This window comes from Ferdinandcohnia sp. Marseille-Q9671 (genome assembly GCF_976954385.1).
Window position 1 is genome coordinate 1,370,298 of the sequence record NZ_CDRJTA010000004.1, and the last position, 16,289, is coordinate 1,386,586.

Sequence of the window (16,289 nt, forward strand, 5' to 3'; positions counted from 1 at the left end):
GCTGGAGCTGGATGTAGATAAACTCATTTACAACTTGTCCACAAGGTTGATTTTTTATAATTTCCTGGTGTATGAAATAATGATTTCAGACACAAAAAAGTCTCATGACTATGCTACGATTGTGATACTTAACCAAGTTTACTCAATCACCCACCAACCAAAGGAGGTCATAGTCAATGAGACTACTTAATGGTAAACAAGGATTAAGAAGAAGTCAATTCGCAAAAGAACTTAAAGGTGCTGATTTAGAAAGAGGTTTGATTATTCCCATCGATGCTTCAAAGGTTGTACAGAAAGCAATGATCCTGAATTATTTTGGTGATGTGGTTCATACGCCATTTGCCTTTATGGTCAATCAAACTGGCATAAAGTTCCTCATCCAAAAGATGGAGGAGGCTAAAAAATCTTGCCAGGCTGATCGACTTTTTGTAGGTATTGAAGCCACTGGTCATTATTACGAATATATTGTTCGCATTTTAACAACCAAAGGGTTCTCTGTTCATATAATTAATCCTGCCTCCACCCATGAGGAGCGCAAACAACACCTCACTTATACCAAAACGGATGACATCGATTTATACCTGATTGCCGAGGCATTGGTGGGCAATAAAGCGACGAATGCCAAGCTTTCTTCTGGTAAATATAGAAAGCTGCAAAATCTTACCCGAGCTAGAAGAAGTGAAATTAATAAGCGCTCCCGGATCAAAACAGAGATCCGTACCCTACATGACCACATCTGGCGTGAATACCAAGGGTGCTCCATTTTAGAGGAGGGTAAGATTAAGACGAGAAAGATATTTAGTGACTTTTGGGGGAAGTCAAGCTTGCATATACTTACCTACTACCCTCATGCTTCCCAGATTCTTGAACTTGGAGAAATAGGCTTAAAGAGAATTTCTAAACAACATAATTTAAAGATACGCAATACAACGATAAGAAAGCTTCTTTTCGCTGCCAATGAAAGTGTATCTAAGCCTTTAGAAGACCTTTCTACTGAGCTTTTTCTCTTGAAACAGAAATTAAAAGATTATGAATGGCATACCGAAAACATTCAAACCTATGAGCAGGAAATCGAACGCATTCTCATCAAAACAGATGGTTTGCTTCTCCTTACTGTTCCAGGAATCGGGCTAGTCACAGCTGCAGAAATTTATTGTGAGATGGGCGACCTTACTCATTATACAAGTGCTAATCAGCTCATAAAAAATGCCGGAACAAACCCTGTTATTAAACAATCTGGTAAAGCAGAAGGCTATCATGGCCGTATTTCCAAGCAAGGAAACGCGAATTTGCGTAGAGCGGTTTATACTGCCGGTAAGAGCCTTTCTGTCCATAATGAAGCACTAAAACCCTTCTCTACACGTTTAAAAGAAAAAGGGAAAAAAGCAGGTTCCATATATATTGCGATGGGAAACAAATTTCTAAAAATTGCTTTTGCGATGCTTAAAAACAAAAAACCATTTGAGTGGAATAACTCCACTTTTAATTACAAAGAAGAAGTTTTTAAAAAACTGTCACTACCAATAGCTGCTTAAAAAACAAAAATAAATAGGTGCCATCCTTTTGGTTCGAGTGGAGATCGAATCTATTTTCCTGAGGCCCAGACCTCGATGTTTAGCCTTATCCCACTCGTCCTGTAAATGCGAATCAGTACGTTAATATTAAATTTGTACTCAATGCCAGATTGCATCAATGCAGACCAAGAAGCGAGTGAAAGCCCATTTCTGAATCAATAAGATGGCACCTGTCTTATAAAAACTTGGTTAATCGTTACTGGTAGAAAAAGGAAACTACAGTAAGCGTGTTTGAGTTACCCAAAAACTTGAAAAAAGTATTTGACATTGTACGCTAAACAATAAAAAAGATGCCAGATTTCCTGACATCCCTCTCATTCCTATTTAAACAAATCCATCAACCTTGCCCAGAAGCCTTTTTCTTCTTTTTCGGTTGTTTCTTTCTCTTCTGGTTCTTCAAGTTGAATGCTTTCTGTTTTTAACACAAACTGTACTAGGGTTACATTTTCGTTTTTGTCGGAAACAAAGGAGACGGCTTCAAAATCTGACTTATCAAATTCTGAGATCATTTCGTCCACTTCTTCTTTCATTTGATCTGGTAAATCACTTGTAGCTTCATATAGTTTACCAGTACCATCCTGAAGTTCACCGACACCTTGTTCGAGTTCTCCTGTCCCTTGAGAAAATTCTACAATTCCATTGTGTAACTCTTGATAGGAGCTAGACAATGTCCCAACACCATTTGTATATTCAACCAATCCAGAGTGAAAGGCTCTATAATTTGTAGCAAGTGTTCCGATTCCTTTTTGCAATTGAGCAAGAGACTCCGTCACATTATTTTGTTCTAGCGAAGCTGATAAACCGTTCGCCATCTCATCCAATTTTGTTGCTACACCGCCAAGACCATTCATCGATTCCTGTAATGCACCATCAACTGCTGCAAAGCCCTGCTTCACTTTGGAATACGTTTCTTTTGCCGCCATAGCAGCCGAATACGTTGCTTTTAGTTTGTTAAGTACCTCTTGATTTGCTCCACTTTCAGATAGTGCTTTGAAATCTGCTTCCGACACCTCATGATTTGGAATTGCTCCCATGGCTTGATCTAAGGACGTATAGGCAATCGCATAATTTTCTTTCAATGTGCCTAGTCCAGTTGACATGTTTCTAAGTCCATCAGCTGTTTGCGCAAGCCCTTCACTAAGTTGTGCTAACTCGCCCAGGTTCATTTCTTCTGAACTACCACTTAGAGATTCACTGATTGTCTGTAATGCGCCATCGATTTCGTTAGAACCACTTACAAGTCCCGAGGATGCTTTACTAATATCAGTCATTCCATTTTTAAATTGCCCTGACCCATTTCGAAGTTCAGAGACACCACTATTTAATTCGGTCACACCATTTTTTAATTTGCTTACTCCGTCATGCAGCTGTTCAATTGCATCCGTTAATGTCTCCATGTCTCCTGTCATATCGTCTATATCGGGCACATCAATTGACATGGAGGATGGAACAGCTGTAATGTTAATTCCTTCTAATTCGAAGTCTACAACATCCGCTTCAAGAGCAAGTTCTTCTTCTTTTTCAGGCATGACTGTAAACGTCACCTGTTTGTTCTTCCCAGCGTTCGCGAGCATCCCTTTGTCTGAGTGAATATTGCTGTAGATAGCCGGATCTAGTGTTAGTGATATCTGTAACAAATAATTGGAAAAAAAGACAGGGTTTACTTCTTCATTTTTAGAAGTTGAAATTTGTATTTCGATATGTCCTTCTTTACCTGCAAGCTTCTGAGGTTCAATTTCTTTTCCATCTAATACGTACGCAACAGAAATATCCCAAGGCAATGCTTTTTCCTTAATCAAACCTTGGTAGTAAAATTTTCCCTCTTTCGCTTCCACTTCAACTGTATTGTCTTTTTGCACAATTTCCGATAAATCTGTTAGGTTTTTCAGACTTGAATATGAGCCATAATCCGTAATTTTCCCTGCTTTTTCAATGTCCAATGTATTGACAATATAGATGTCTCGTTGTTCACCCTTGGCACCGAGTGTCGCATATACGACTTCATCCTTAGATGAAACATCCCCTTCAGTTGAAGCAGCAGAGACAAGAAATGACGGCAATACAAGAGTGGATGCAACTAAGACTAGTAATACTTTTTGTATTCTCTTCATCATCATTTCTCCTTAATGAAAATTTGGTTTCCACGTTGTTTTTTCGATTATTTTATCAAACACCAATAGCATTGCTGGTAGGAACAAAACCACCATAATAAATGCAAGCAATGCCCCTCTTCCCAATAGAAGACCAATGGACGAAACGATTGGGTTTGAAGATGTAAAGGATAAAATGAAACCAACACTTGATAAAATAGCAGCTGAAATTCCGATTGAGAAAAGTTTTTCATCAATGGTTTTCTTTATCGCTTGTAACGCGGTCATTTGTTTTCGATTTCCGGTATAATCTTCTGTTAATAGAATGGCATAATCGACAGTCGCTGCAAGCTGCACGGTACTAATGATCAAATAGCCGACATAGACCAATGATGAATCTGAGAAATATGGTACCGATAGATTGATCCAAACGGCTGTTTGAATGGTGAGTAGTAGCACAATCGGATACGAAATCGATTTAAATGTCACAATTAGAACCAAGGCAATTGTAAGAACTGTTAACAGATTGACCAACGCGTTATCCTTTTGGACCGTATTTTTAATATCGTACAAAGTCACACTCTCACCAAGAGAATGAGCTTCATCTCCATAATACCCTTTTGCGGTTTGTTGAATGTTTTCAATTAAAGAAAATGCCTCATCGCCTTCATTTTTCGTCGTTGTGTTCACAATAATTCGACTGTAGTTCTCGGAATAAAATTGGTCCGTGATGGATTCATCCAAATACTCTGGAGGAATCGCACTACTTACTGTGTTCACATACGAAAGGACACTTGATACTTGGTCTATTTTTTCAAGGTCAGATACGAGCTCCTCTTCCTTAGCCATATCTCCTTTTGGTACAAGTAGAACCATTGGTGTGTATGCACCAAATTGTTCCTGAATTTTGATTTTGTCACTTCCAGCCCTCGAAGACTCAGGTTGATCACCAAGACCATAAATAAAGTTGGTCTGACTTTGTGCCAAGAACGCAGGTACTATAATCAGAGCGACAAGGAGTAATGTTGGAATTCGAATCTTGATAATATGACGTCCTACCTTATATACACTTGGAATAAGTGGCTTGTGTTGTGTTTTATCAATCCACTTAAAGAATAAAAGCGTAAGTGCTGGTAAGAAAACCATCACACTTATAAAACTTAAAAGAATTCCTTTTACTAGGTTGATCCCTAGATCGGAACCAATTTCAAAATTCATGAGCGATAATGCCATAAACCCAAAGAAGGTCGTTGATGCACTAGCTGTAATTGCTGGGAACGACTTTTTCATTGCAAGCCTCATCGCTTCCTTAGGATCCTCTACAGTCTTTCGATAATCCGTAAAACTATGCAGCAAAAAGATCGCATAATCGAGCGACACCGCGAGCTGTAAGATTGGTGCAACCGATTGTGTAACAAACGATACTTCGCCGAGGAAAATGTTCGTTCCTAAATTAATGAGGACCGAAACGCCTATAGCTGTTAGGAAAAACACAGGTTCCACCCATGAATTTGTTGATAGTACTAATATGATGATAATAATTGGCACTAATAAAAGGCCTGCATTTAATGATTCCTGACCAGCCATATTTTGTGAGGTCGCTGTATCGAGCGCCTCCCCTGCCATTGCATTATCTTCACCAATCAAGTCATAGATTGCATTTGTTGTTGCAACTTCATCACCCTTACGAATGGTAAACGAAAATAATGCGTCATTATCCTTATAGTAGGATTCCACCGTTTCTGTATCTGCCATTTCAATCGGCGTTTTAACATCAATGGCATCATCAAGCCAGGTGACATCTGATACACCATCAATAGCGGCGAGTTGTTCTTTAAAAACAAGCGCTTCCTGTACGGTAACATCATGGATCATTACCCTTGTATTAGGGACAGCTCCCTCAAATTCTTCTTCCATAATTTCCATTGCAATAGTTGATGGTGCATCCTCAGGTAAGTAATCAACCATATTGTAGTTAACTGAAACCGCAAATTGTGCAATAACACATACAATGGTTACGATCATAAATGTAATTACGACGGATTTTCTATGTTTAATAATTCTTGCTGCAATACCTATAGCCTTTCACCCTCTCTTGCATAAACGACAATTCCACTATAACATTATATCGACACGGTGTTGGCCAATTCAACAAACAGTTTTCTACAATAAGTACATAATTCAACAGTTTATAAGTTTGTGTTGGATAACTCGAAAACTAGAGAGGAAAACCACTATGACATCTTTAAAAATGGACAGACGAAAAAAATATACACGCATGGTAGTAAAGGATACTCTTATGCAGTTGTTAAAGGAAAGAACAATTTCAGCGATAACAGTAAAAGAAATCTGTGCACATGCTGAAATCAACCGTTCCACCTTCTACGCACATTATTCGGATCAATTTGACCTACTTGAACAGATTGAAACAGAAATCATAGAGGAAATGTTCACCTACCTCAGCCAATATAATTTTGATAAAGAAGATGAAACTTTACAAATGACTGAAAAATTGCTTGAGTACATCGTGACGAAGCAGGATGTATGTCAAACGTTATTCAAGGAAAACGGAGATACAAGTTTTCAGCAAAAAGTGATGAACGTCGCTCATCAATTCCTCATGAAAAATTGGGCAGTGGACAATCTGAATGAAGACAATTCTGAATACCTAACCACCTTTATTATAAGTGGAAGTATCTATGTCATGAAGAGCTGGTTATACAACGGAATGGACAAAACACCGAAGGAAATGGCGGAGTTGATCAATAATTTGATTAATAAGGGGTTAGCGGCGGTGAAGTGAGAATACTTATTTTATAAAAATAGGAATTCTTACATTCTTATTGTGACTATATATATACGAGTTTATTACTGCTATCACAAGACAAAAAGGCCCGTGACTCTTACAACTTACGGACCTTTTTGCTTCTTTAAAAATATAATCTAAAATTATAGCCTACCTATTTTTCCCTCTAATCGCTCAATCCCCTCCAATGGTTCTCTCAATTGAGGGGCCAACTTCAACATGTTTTTGTATTCCTGGATGGCAAGTTTATAATCTGTTTTTGCATGGTCTGGCTCGTTAAAATGAGTATAGATATCACCGTATGTTTCATACGTTTTTCCTAAGCTATTATGAATATAGACATAATTCGATTCAGTTAATAGTTCCTTGTAGATTGCTTCGGCTTTGTTCAAATAGGCTAATGCTTCATTTTTTTGATTATTTTTCATGTACATTTTAGCTATTTCTCGATGGGCAGAACCGACTCTATTTTTTGAACTTCCTTGTTTTGGAGATAGTTCAATCGCTTTCTCAAAGGTGTCCACTGCCTTCGTGAAGGTGCTCAAGGCATGGTCATACTGCCCTATTTTAATTTGGAACATCATGTAATCTACTGCTGCATGGCCTTTTTTCTCCAATGCATCAACATAATCAGGAGCCTGTTCAAGCACATCATTGTATATTTTGATTGCTTCTTCAAAACAATCGATGACTTTTACTGGGTCGGCTTGTTTACTATAGTGCTCAGCTAATCGTTTATAGGCGAGTCCCATATTTGTGTGAACCTCTATATTATTAGTCAGAGATCTAGTCTCAATTGCCTTTTTATAGTAGTTAATTGACTTATGGTAACATTCTCCCTGAAGTTCGTATTGTTTACGTCCGTAGAGTTCACCTAATTTTTCATTGGATTCTGCAACTATTGCAAACAGGTCTGAGTCCTTTGATGACATTTCTAAAGCGTTCATACAAGCCTTTATGGCCTGTTGATAATTCGCCTTTGATTCCTCATATTTGGAAAAACGAATATTTAATTTTCCTAGACGAGTGAAAAGCTGTGCTTCAAGTTTCAATGTTTGAACATTCTTATTGTGAGTATGTTGAATATGTAATGCAGACTTGGAAAAATACTCAAATGCTTTATCATAATCCGTAGCTTGAACCATAATTTCTCCCATATCAGCATAGCTTTTCATAATTCTGCTACGTAATGCTGGATTCAAATCAGTATTTATCATTTTAGTAAGATTGATCGATTTTTGTAGCAATTCAATTGCTTGATCATATTTCCCTCTCATCCAGCCAATTTCTCCAAATTTTTGGTATACATCAGCAGCTTGAATCGTCTTTTCATCAGCAATTTTTGTAAACACATCGTCTCGAACAGACCATACAAACTCCAATTGACCGCTAAATTGGAGCCATTTCACTGTTTCTAAAAACCAGGAAATATACGCTTCGGATGTCAATACAAATGGCGCATGGTAAAAAGCTTCCTGGATATGAAGCTTGTCTGTTTCAGAGTATTTCTCTTCTGCGACTTGTATACATTTTTCGTTGTAATACTCAAACAAAAAGGTATGGATCCGATGATAGAGAGTTGGGTTCTTTTTCTTAACATCCTCTTGTAGACTAGTAGCCATAATCCGATTCATAGTCCATTTGCGAATATCATCATCTATCTCATTTACGAATGAAAAACGGAACAATTCCATATAGGCAGTTGCAGGATAACCAGTCTTAAACTCTGTCAGAAGCGTAACAAATAGCTCCTCATCCCAAAATCTTGTAAAAGATAAAACTCTCAGCGTTTCCTTCTCTCTGATATCTAAATACCATAAAAACCTGTTCAGAATTTTTTCTGGCGTTTTTGAAAAATCCTTTGGCACAGGAATTCGTTTTTCGTTTTCTTGAATAAGCATATATGTATCAACCATAAGATCAAGATAGTAAGGCAATCCCTTACTGCTTTCAATGATTATTTGTTTCACTGTGGCATCATAGATTCCACACGACGATAAAAACCGATCGGAGTCCTTAACCGAGAGTTCACCCATTAAGTGTTGTTCTAAATAAAGTTCCCATTCTCGTTCACTGTCAGCCCAGTGAATTTTTTCCCGGCCAGCAATAACCCATAGAACCTCTGGAAGCTGGAGGACAAGTTCTTGTACCCACGTATCTTTATCATAAAATGAGCCATGTAGTCGCCCTTTCTCCCAAAGCGCTTCATATGTATCTATAAATAATACAATCTTTGAATTTACTTTTTCTAAATAATCCTTCAAATCGATAGCAAAGAATGCGGGGAGCATGTTTTCAATCTCACTTGGTTGTAATCCTTCCAGCTGTTCCATCACTGTTTTGCCTCTTCCATGCCACCATTGGAATGAGTCTTTATACTTGCCCATTGTATGTATAAGTTTAAGTGTTTTCGGCACCCACTGCGCAAATGGTATATAGTTCAGCTGTTCCATTAAATCAGCGATAAAACTCCCTTCTTCAATGAAAGGCAAGTCATTCCGACTATTTTTCATCGATACCTGGGGGTTTAATTTTTTCCAATAAATTGAGTAAGCAAGATCAAAGCTATAAAATTTGATAGTCTGCTGTTTTCTGAGTTCTTCTCTTAAAACGATCAAACCTTCACCAGCAAGACGAAACTTTTCCTCTTTAAAATCAATTAATGCTTTTAGTGCACTTGGATTCAGTTGATTTACCTGTTGAAAGAGCTCCTCCAACAATCGAGTTTTTCCGATACCACCAACACCATAATAAGTAAGGATTTTATATTGATTCATATCTTTTTTCAGAAAAGCATCTCTAAACGCCTTTCGTGGTTCTTCCCGATCTGTAAATTCTCTAACTGCTGTTGAATGGTTTTTCTTAAACGGATTATGTCTCGGTCCTAAAACCACAATTTTTCCCCCTTACAAAACGTATCTATCTATAGTCATGCACTATCTAGAAATATAGAATTTATTTCCATTATAAAGGAATTACTATTTGAAGTTTAGGTATAAGTAGATTTTAAATAAAAAAAATATAGAAAAATAGAGCAATCCTTTTTGGACGCTCTACTCTTTATTTATATCAAAATAATTACAATAACATATAAGCAACAAACGTTCCGATAATCCCCATCCCTATCGCAAATGGCATATTCTGCAAGGTAATTCGGTATGGACTTTGTTCCGTCCCCATTGCGGTTAATGTCACAAGCAATCCGTAAGTTCCTACTGTGAAGGTAGCAACAGATCCTGTGATCATAACGAGAGCAATACTTACTGGATTAATCACATCTAACAACGGTGTGATGATTCCAGTTAAAATACCTACAGTTGCAATTGGGTGAACCCCGAACATACTTAAGAATACAAAAATAATTTGAATCAGGAATAAGATAAGCAATGGATATTCAGAAACAAACGCAAGTGGTTTTTGAATGACCTGCAGAAACGATGTATCTCCTAAACTACTAGAAAATAAGGAGAGAGAGATAAATAATACGATAAAGTTCTGCATGGTGTTTGTTTTGGTTTTCCAATTATTCCAACCGATTGTCCAAAAACTTCTCCGTCTTTTCATTAGGATTGACCAAATGAAAGCAAATGGGAAGATCAAGATGGTTACGGTTAATGTAAAGTTTAAATCAAACAGCTTTCCAATTACGACAACAAGTGTCAAGAATAGAACAAGTGCAATGACAAGCTGTATGATCTTCTTCATAACTGCTTTTAAATTAATTTTCGGCTGTTTATGTAGTTGTACATCTTCAAATTTGTATTTTTTATAATAAAAGTGACCAAAAACGGAGTCTAGTAAATAGGCAATAAATGCCATAAGAATTAGCCATGGCAGGAGTGTGACATATTCTACCCCTGTAGCAAAAATAGAAACAGCGACCATGATCTCCAATGGACTCCATAATAACGCTAATGAATATCCCCTAAGTGACGCAGTTGTGATGAATGAATTACGAATTTTTTTACTAAAAGGTGCCAGCGTGCTTTTTAGTACATCTTGTGAGATGGTAGCAGCTGATAAATTTAAAAAGGCCGCAAGTATATGCGTCGTTAATGAACTCCGCGGATACAGCTTACCCAGGTCTGAGACATTCGCTTTCATAAGTAGATTCATATTCCGGTCAAATCTTCCACTCCGAACAATACTATTCATCCAAGGAAGCATAGCTAAAAGTGTCAATAGTGATAGATTCGAAGTTAGTAAACTAGGAATGGAAGCGAAGGAATTACCTGTAGTAAAGTATAATATTCCACCTACTAATAGAAAGGAACCCCCAAGAATTTTGAAAAGTCGTGTTGCCAGTGGGAATGACACGATCAGCATGATGATAGCTAATATCCCTAATATGTAATTGATAGTCTCACTATCTATAAAAACATTTACAACAGACAATACAAAAACGAATGAGTAAAAAATATATAGATAGCTGAACAATGGATGTCGTTTCATTTTTTCCTCCTTGATTTGTTTACACTCAAAGCATTAGTATAGCACAGGAGAAAAAAACCACAAGAAAAATCGCTTACATTCCCTATGATGGAAAAATTAGGGTGTAGCAAGAAGCAGCAGGTTGCAAAATATGATTCTTCTGCTGCTTCCTATCATTTACTTTATAAACATTAGCTTCTGAACGATCTTCATAAAGTCATCGAAGGACGGAAAATAGGTACTTTGTTGGTTATACCACTTGCGGACTGTTTCTAAGACCCAATACGGAACAGACTTTCCGTCTATTAAATGATAATACTCTTCATACCCTTTTTTTAGATGTTCCCAACGATAATCATTCCCTGGCAGAATATATTCAGAAACATCAAGTATCTTCGCTCTTCCATTTTGCAGCATGATATTTTTCAGATGAATATCACGTGGGTTTAGGCCTTTACTACGAACAAAATCCCTTGCATCTTCTACATCAATTACAACCTGCTTCGGGATATGAATTCCTTGGAGAATGCAATCATAGAGGGTTTCCCCTTCTTCGTAGCTTAATACAAGGTAATTTTCATCAGAACCATAATATGTAGAAAAGTATGGAGAAGTTCCGAGTGTCTGGTAAACCTCGGCTTCAATTTTAATCTTTTCGGCTTTGTCTTTTGCATAGACCTTATATGCATATTCTGGGGCAGGTAGAAAACGAAAAACCGCCGCATCTGTTCCAACCCCGATACACTTTAGGTCGTCAGCATCCCCCATAATCGTGACTGGCTCGTTATTCGGATTTGATAAAACTGTAATGTTGGAAAGTGAATCGACTGCAATCTCCCAATGATGTTCCACAATAATCTCTCCCTTAACTGGTTAGAACTAACTAATCGTTTTTCCAGTATTCTCTATTATTTATTGCCTTAAGTGTTTCTAATTAAAATATGACGTTTTCGCAACCATCTAATTTTGTCGAAAAATCTTCGTAACGTGCAATTCGTAGCTATGAAGGCGCAATTATCTAAATGAAGATGCAATTAGGCTCCTTGAAGGTGCAATTATTTTTCTAAAAAGTGATTCTTTAACCATAACACAAAAAGCATGGAGCCATCTTGGGTCATATCACCCCTTTTATATAGAATCCCACTTTACAAACCTAACAACTTCAATATTTCCTCACTTTTACCCAATAAAAAAGACTACTAGTTGAAAAACAACTAATAGCCATTAAGGTATTTTTACTTCGCATAACTATGTTTTCCTGGATGTCCAGGTTTTCCAGGCTTACCTGGTTTGTCAGGCTTCCCAGGCGTTTCTGGTTTCCCCGGTTTATCCGGCTTTCCAGGCTTTTCTGGTTTCCCCGGTTTGTCAGGCTTTCCAGGGTTATCCGGTTTTCCTGGTTTGTCAGGCTTCCCAGGCTTATCTGGCTTTCCAGGTTCTTCTGGATTCGTAGGCTCATCCGCCCAGCTTAGGGTATAAACTAGTGTTGATTTTCCATCCGTTCCAGTGACAGTAATTTCTGTTAGATCGGTTGAGTGTGCGATATCAACAGTTGCGCCAGCTTGAGTAGACTCCGCTACGATATTTTCTGTCTGGTCAGCTTGTACAGTATAGTGTAAGTCTCCAGGCTGGAATTCCTCAAGAGCTACCCCATTAATCGAGAGTGATTTCAAGGTCGCATCCGTTTCAGCAACTGGAATTTTATATAGCATACTTTCATGTGCATAATAGATGCTTCCATCTACACCGACTGTCATGCTGTTCATGAAATCTTCTACAAGCACCTTGTAGTTTAGCGTTTCTGGATCTATGGCAACTAGACTACGAGATAACGTAGTATAAAGCATGCCATCTGGACCCCATTGAAGACGATATGGGAACCATTTACTGCTGTTGTATAAACTAGGACGAATCATTTTGCTATCTACAACTTCATAGGTTTCTGGATCCATTTTAAAAATAGTTCCTTCAACAGCACCCCATAAATACCCATCAGGTCCTATTGATAAATCACCAATCATGCGAGGTGTAACGTCAATTCCTGGGATATCCGGTGTGAATTCCGTAATTTTCTCACCCTTCTCTACATCCCAGACAAAGATTTTTGCTTCTTCCGCTTTCGGATCGATTCCTAATCCACCCCAAACAGATGTACCTCCAAATAGCTTACCGTCATGATACGTGAGGCCGATGATACTTTGATCCTGCACTACGTTTCGGTGCTGCGTCCACTCATCTGTTTCCTCATCATAGATAGCAAGAGCTCCGCCTAACACACCATAATCAGGAATTGTACCAACGAACAGCTTGTTATCACCTGAAGTAATGGCGAAAGGTCGGTCTTGTTCATCTGTAATATCATATTCTAGATTTGGATTGCTATTTAAATCCACTGGCTTTGTTGGATCATAGCTGTACATAATCGCACCGACATATGTCCCAAAATAAACAGTGTCATTCAAGAAACCGATTCCCTCTGGTTGCGCAAAGGATGAGATATTCACTTCGATTTCATCGGTGAACGGATTATAAACACTCATTCCACGCTGATATCCGCCCATATATAGCTTGCCATCAGGACCGGTTTCTAGCGATTGAATCGCGACAGCTGTTGCAGCAAGGTCTAACGCGACAAAGTTCATTTCATTTGTTTCTGGATTATATAGCATGTACTCACCATATTGCGTCACCATTGCCAATACCGTTTCATCATTTGATAACGTAATCCACGCCATATCCTTTACACGTGGCGTATCTGGTAATAATGGAACGTCAAGTAATGTTTCCTCATTTGTACTAAGGTCATACTTGTAAAATTGGGTTCCATTTTTATAATAAATCACGTTTGGATTCGCTGGGTCTGGTTCAGAAATCATATTACTGAATCCAAAGGAGTCTTCAATTTCCATTGTGTCAGGATTCACAACAATCATATTGATTGTTGAAACCGCAACAAGAAGCTTACCATTTACCATCCAAATGTCCTGAATAAATCCACTTTCTCCTGAATGTCCTTCGATAAGGAGCTCTTCTTTTTCACCTGTGTGTCGGTTGATTTTATACACATGCTTCGTTGTTCCAATTCCAACGTAGATAAAATCGCCATCTACCGCTAGCCCACGTGCATATTCCTGGTCTGTTACTCTACCAAAATCCTTATATTCACCAGTGTTCGTATCATATTCAAATACACCACCACTAGGATATGTTGCACCATAGATTTTTCCATCTTCCGTTGCTTCTAAATCCCACACCCATGCATCAGACGGATTTGCTCCGAGATCTTGGACTTCTTTTAACTCTGGAACGTATCGATATAATTTACCGTCAGATGTGCTAGCAAAATACACATTCTTATCCGAACCAATTGTAATTGCCCAGACAGCTTCTGTGTTTGCAATGACCTTAGAAAACTTTAACTCTCCCGTTTCCGCGTCTAAAACAGAGAATGTTCCTGGAGCACCATTTGAATGGTAGTATACTTCATTTTCACCTAGACTGTTTTCTTGGATTGCACCCGCTTGTCCTAATTGTACATGAACCATTTCCCCTAGATTAATAGGATCTGCATATTCTCGATCAAATTGAGAATCATCGGTTACTTTTTCAAATGTAACATCGTCAAAATAGACTTCTGTAAAACTAATTCCACCAGAATAGAAGGCAAGTCTTGCATATGCCGCATTAGCTGGAGCTACACTAAATACTTTTAAATCTGTCCATTCATTTTTCGGTAGATTTCCATTCAGTTCTCGATGATCTGTAATACTATTATTGTTCGCATCAAAATACCGAATTTCTGTCACGACATTATGTGTCTGACTTACCACATTTGAATAGATAGTTAATAAATAAGATGAACCAGGTTCAACTGCAATCTTATCACTTAACACACTTACACCTGCCTTATCAGTTGTATCATGTAGGTGTAAACTTTGCGCACCCGTATGAGCTCGATCGGCTGAAATTTGGATGCCAGGACCTTCAAACTCTGAGCTCCAACCAGGAATATTTCCATCTGCAACCGCCTCTTCAAAACCAGGATTTTCGACTACTGCATTGATATCCTCTGCCGGAGGTTCTTCAATCGCTGTACCTTCAATGGATACATCGTCAAAATACGCTTCCGTAATAGATGGATGACCAGAGTTAAATCGAAGTTCCACCTGTGTCGCCCCCACTGGAACGGTAAAAGGGACCTTAATTTCCGTCCACTGGTCTTTTCCTAGATCTGATGCTGGAAAATTAATAAAGGTTGCACTTCCAACTTTTTGTCCTTCGTCGTTAAAATAATGAACTTCGTATCCGATACTATGGGATTGTCGTACGACATTGACGAAGGCTTTCGCCGTGTAGGACTCACCGGTAATAACAGAAATTTTCTCACTTGTTACTTGTAGGTTGCCTGGGCTATTGCTGTTTTCATCTAAGAAATATAAAGAGTTGTTTCCAGTACGTGCTTTTTCACCACTTATTGCGAAACTAGTAGAAGGAGTATTTGTAACCAAACTCCAGCCTGGATGAACAACCTCATCTTCAAAGGATGCATTTGCAGGTAGTGTTTCTGTAGAGTCAGAGTCCTTCACAATTTTCACATCATCAAAGTACGCCTCTGTGTTAGAAGGATGGCCAGAGTTGAAACGAAGCTCAACAGCCGTTGCTCCCTCGGGCACAGCAAATCGTACAGTGATTTCTCTCCATTGATTTGTTCCAAGATCACCAGTGCGAAAGTTAACAAATGTCGCACTTCCAACTCTTTGGTTTTCAGCATCAAAATAGTGTACCTCATAGCCAATACTATGGGATTGACTGACAACGTTCACAAATGCTTTCGCTGTGTAAGAATCTCCTGATGTAACAGGAATTTTCTCGCTTGTGACCTGTAAATTCCCGCCAGAAGTATTCGTATTTGAATCTTTCAGATATAAGCTTTTTGTTCCCGTATTTGCTCGATCATCACTTATCGCAATACTTGTGTCTAGATTATTGGTGACTAGACTCCAACCAGGAATCTCGGCTTCTTCAAATCCCCCGTTGGTGACAGTAACATCCGTTGTGTTGATCCCAGTTGTTTGCGCATTTGATACCGTGTATGGTGCAAACATGGTGAAAATGAGCGTAAAACAGAATAACAGCACGAGCTGCTTTTTCATTCTTTGCTTCTTCAATATATCTACCTCCTCATTAATTTTTGTACAGTAAAGAATAGTAAATTGACTCCACCACTTTCTTTATATTTAAAACAAGGCCTTCGCTTCACCTTGTTACACTAGGATTCTAGGTAATGTTGTGTTTTCCTCTGCGTTCCTATTGACGAGAATGTGACGCAAAATAAATTAGGTAATAAGGAGTGGTTCAAATTAACTAGAATCTTATACTTTCCGCACAATT

8 protein-coding genes are annotated in these 16,289 nt (G+C 38.3%); 2 read left to right on the top strand and 6 right to left on the bottom strand.

The genetic code is table 11. From position 1 onward, the window contains the following. The first annotated feature begins 176 nt into the window (after nucleotides 1–176). Nucleotides 177–1,535, top strand: a complete 1,359-nt coding sequence (locus ACWNMY_RS21925; protein WP_449540369.1) for an IS110 family transposase — start codon at nucleotides 177–179, stop codon at nucleotides 1,533–1,535. A gap of 359 nt (nucleotides 1,536–1,894) precedes the next feature. Here the strand turns inward: ACWNMY_RS21925 and ACWNMY_RS21930 are convergent, their stop codons facing one another. Next, complete coding sequence (locus tag ACWNMY_RS21930) at nucleotides 1,895–3,685, bottom strand: YhgE/Pip domain-containing protein (RefSeq protein ID WP_449540370.1); 1,791 nt, start codon at nucleotides 3,683–3,685, stop codon at nucleotides 1,895–1,897. A gap of 12 nt (nucleotides 3,686–3,697) precedes the next feature. Next, entirely contained in the window at nucleotides 3,698–5,689 is a 1,992-nt protein-coding gene (locus tag ACWNMY_RS21935; protein ID WP_449540371.1) for an efflux RND transporter permease subunit, read from the bottom strand. Nucleotides 5,690–5,900: 211 nt separating this feature from the next. On the opposite strand from ACWNMY_RS21935, the gene ACWNMY_RS21940 reads away from it, so the two are divergent. Beyond that, on the top strand, nucleotides 5,901–6,467 hold the full coding sequence (locus ACWNMY_RS21940) for a TetR/AcrR family transcriptional regulator (RefSeq protein WP_449540372.1): 567 nt from the start codon (nucleotides 5,901–5,903) through the stop codon (nucleotides 6,465–6,467). Nucleotides 6,468–6,613: 146 nt separating this feature from the next. Here the strand turns inward: ACWNMY_RS21940 and ACWNMY_RS21945 are convergent, their stop codons facing one another. From ACWNMY_RS21945 to ACWNMY_RS21960, 4 genes are all read right to left on the bottom strand, one after another. After that, nucleotides 6,614–9,364 (bottom strand): hypothetical protein, encoded by a 2,751-nt coding sequence (locus ACWNMY_RS21945; protein WP_449540373.1) that lies wholly within the window; start codon nucleotides 9,362–9,364, stop codon nucleotides 6,614–6,616. Nucleotides 9,365–9,548: 184 nt separating this feature from the next. Continuing rightward, nucleotides 9,549–10,922: a hypothetical protein gene (locus ACWNMY_RS21950; RefSeq protein WP_449540374.1), complete on the bottom strand. Its 1,374-nt coding sequence runs from the start codon at nucleotides 10,920–10,922 to the stop codon at nucleotides 9,549–9,551. Between the two features lie 156 nt (nucleotides 10,923–11,078). Continuing rightward, the gene (locus tag ACWNMY_RS21955) at nucleotides 11,079–11,753 is read right to left on the bottom strand and encodes a serine/threonine protein kinase (protein WP_449540375.1); all 675 of its coding nucleotides are present in this window, start codon (nucleotides 11,751–11,753) and stop codon (nucleotides 11,079–11,081) included. Nucleotides 11,754–12,136: 383 nt separating this feature from the next. Then, nucleotides 12,137–16,066, bottom strand: coding sequence for a carbohydrate binding domain-containing protein (locus ACWNMY_RS21960; RefSeq protein WP_449540376.1), 3,930 nt, complete (start codon nucleotides 16,064–16,066; stop codon nucleotides 12,137–12,139). Between the last annotated feature and the right edge of the window lie 223 nt (nucleotides 16,067–16,289).

What these genes read in the sequence shown, in the direction of transcription:
- ACWNMY_RS21925 (WP_449540369.1), top strand. Translation starts at nt 177, where the DNA reads ATGAGACTACTTAATGGTAAACAAGGATTAAGAAGAAGTCAATTCGCA.
- ACWNMY_RS21930 (WP_449540370.1), bottom strand. Translation starts at nt 3,685, where the DNA reads ATGAAGAGAATACAAAAAGTATTACTAGTCTTAGTTGCATCCACTCTT.
- ACWNMY_RS21935 (WP_449540371.1), bottom strand. Translation starts at nt 5,689, where the DNA reads ATGATCGTAACCATTGTATGTGTTATTGCACAATTTGCGGTTTCAGTT.
- ACWNMY_RS21940 (WP_449540372.1), top strand. Translation starts at nt 5,901, where the DNA reads ATGACATCTTTAAAAATGGACAGACGAAAAAAATATACACGCATGGTA.
- ACWNMY_RS21950 (WP_449540374.1), bottom strand. Translation starts at nt 10,922, where the DNA reads ATGAAACGACATCCATTGTTCAGCTATCTATATATTTTTTACTCATTC.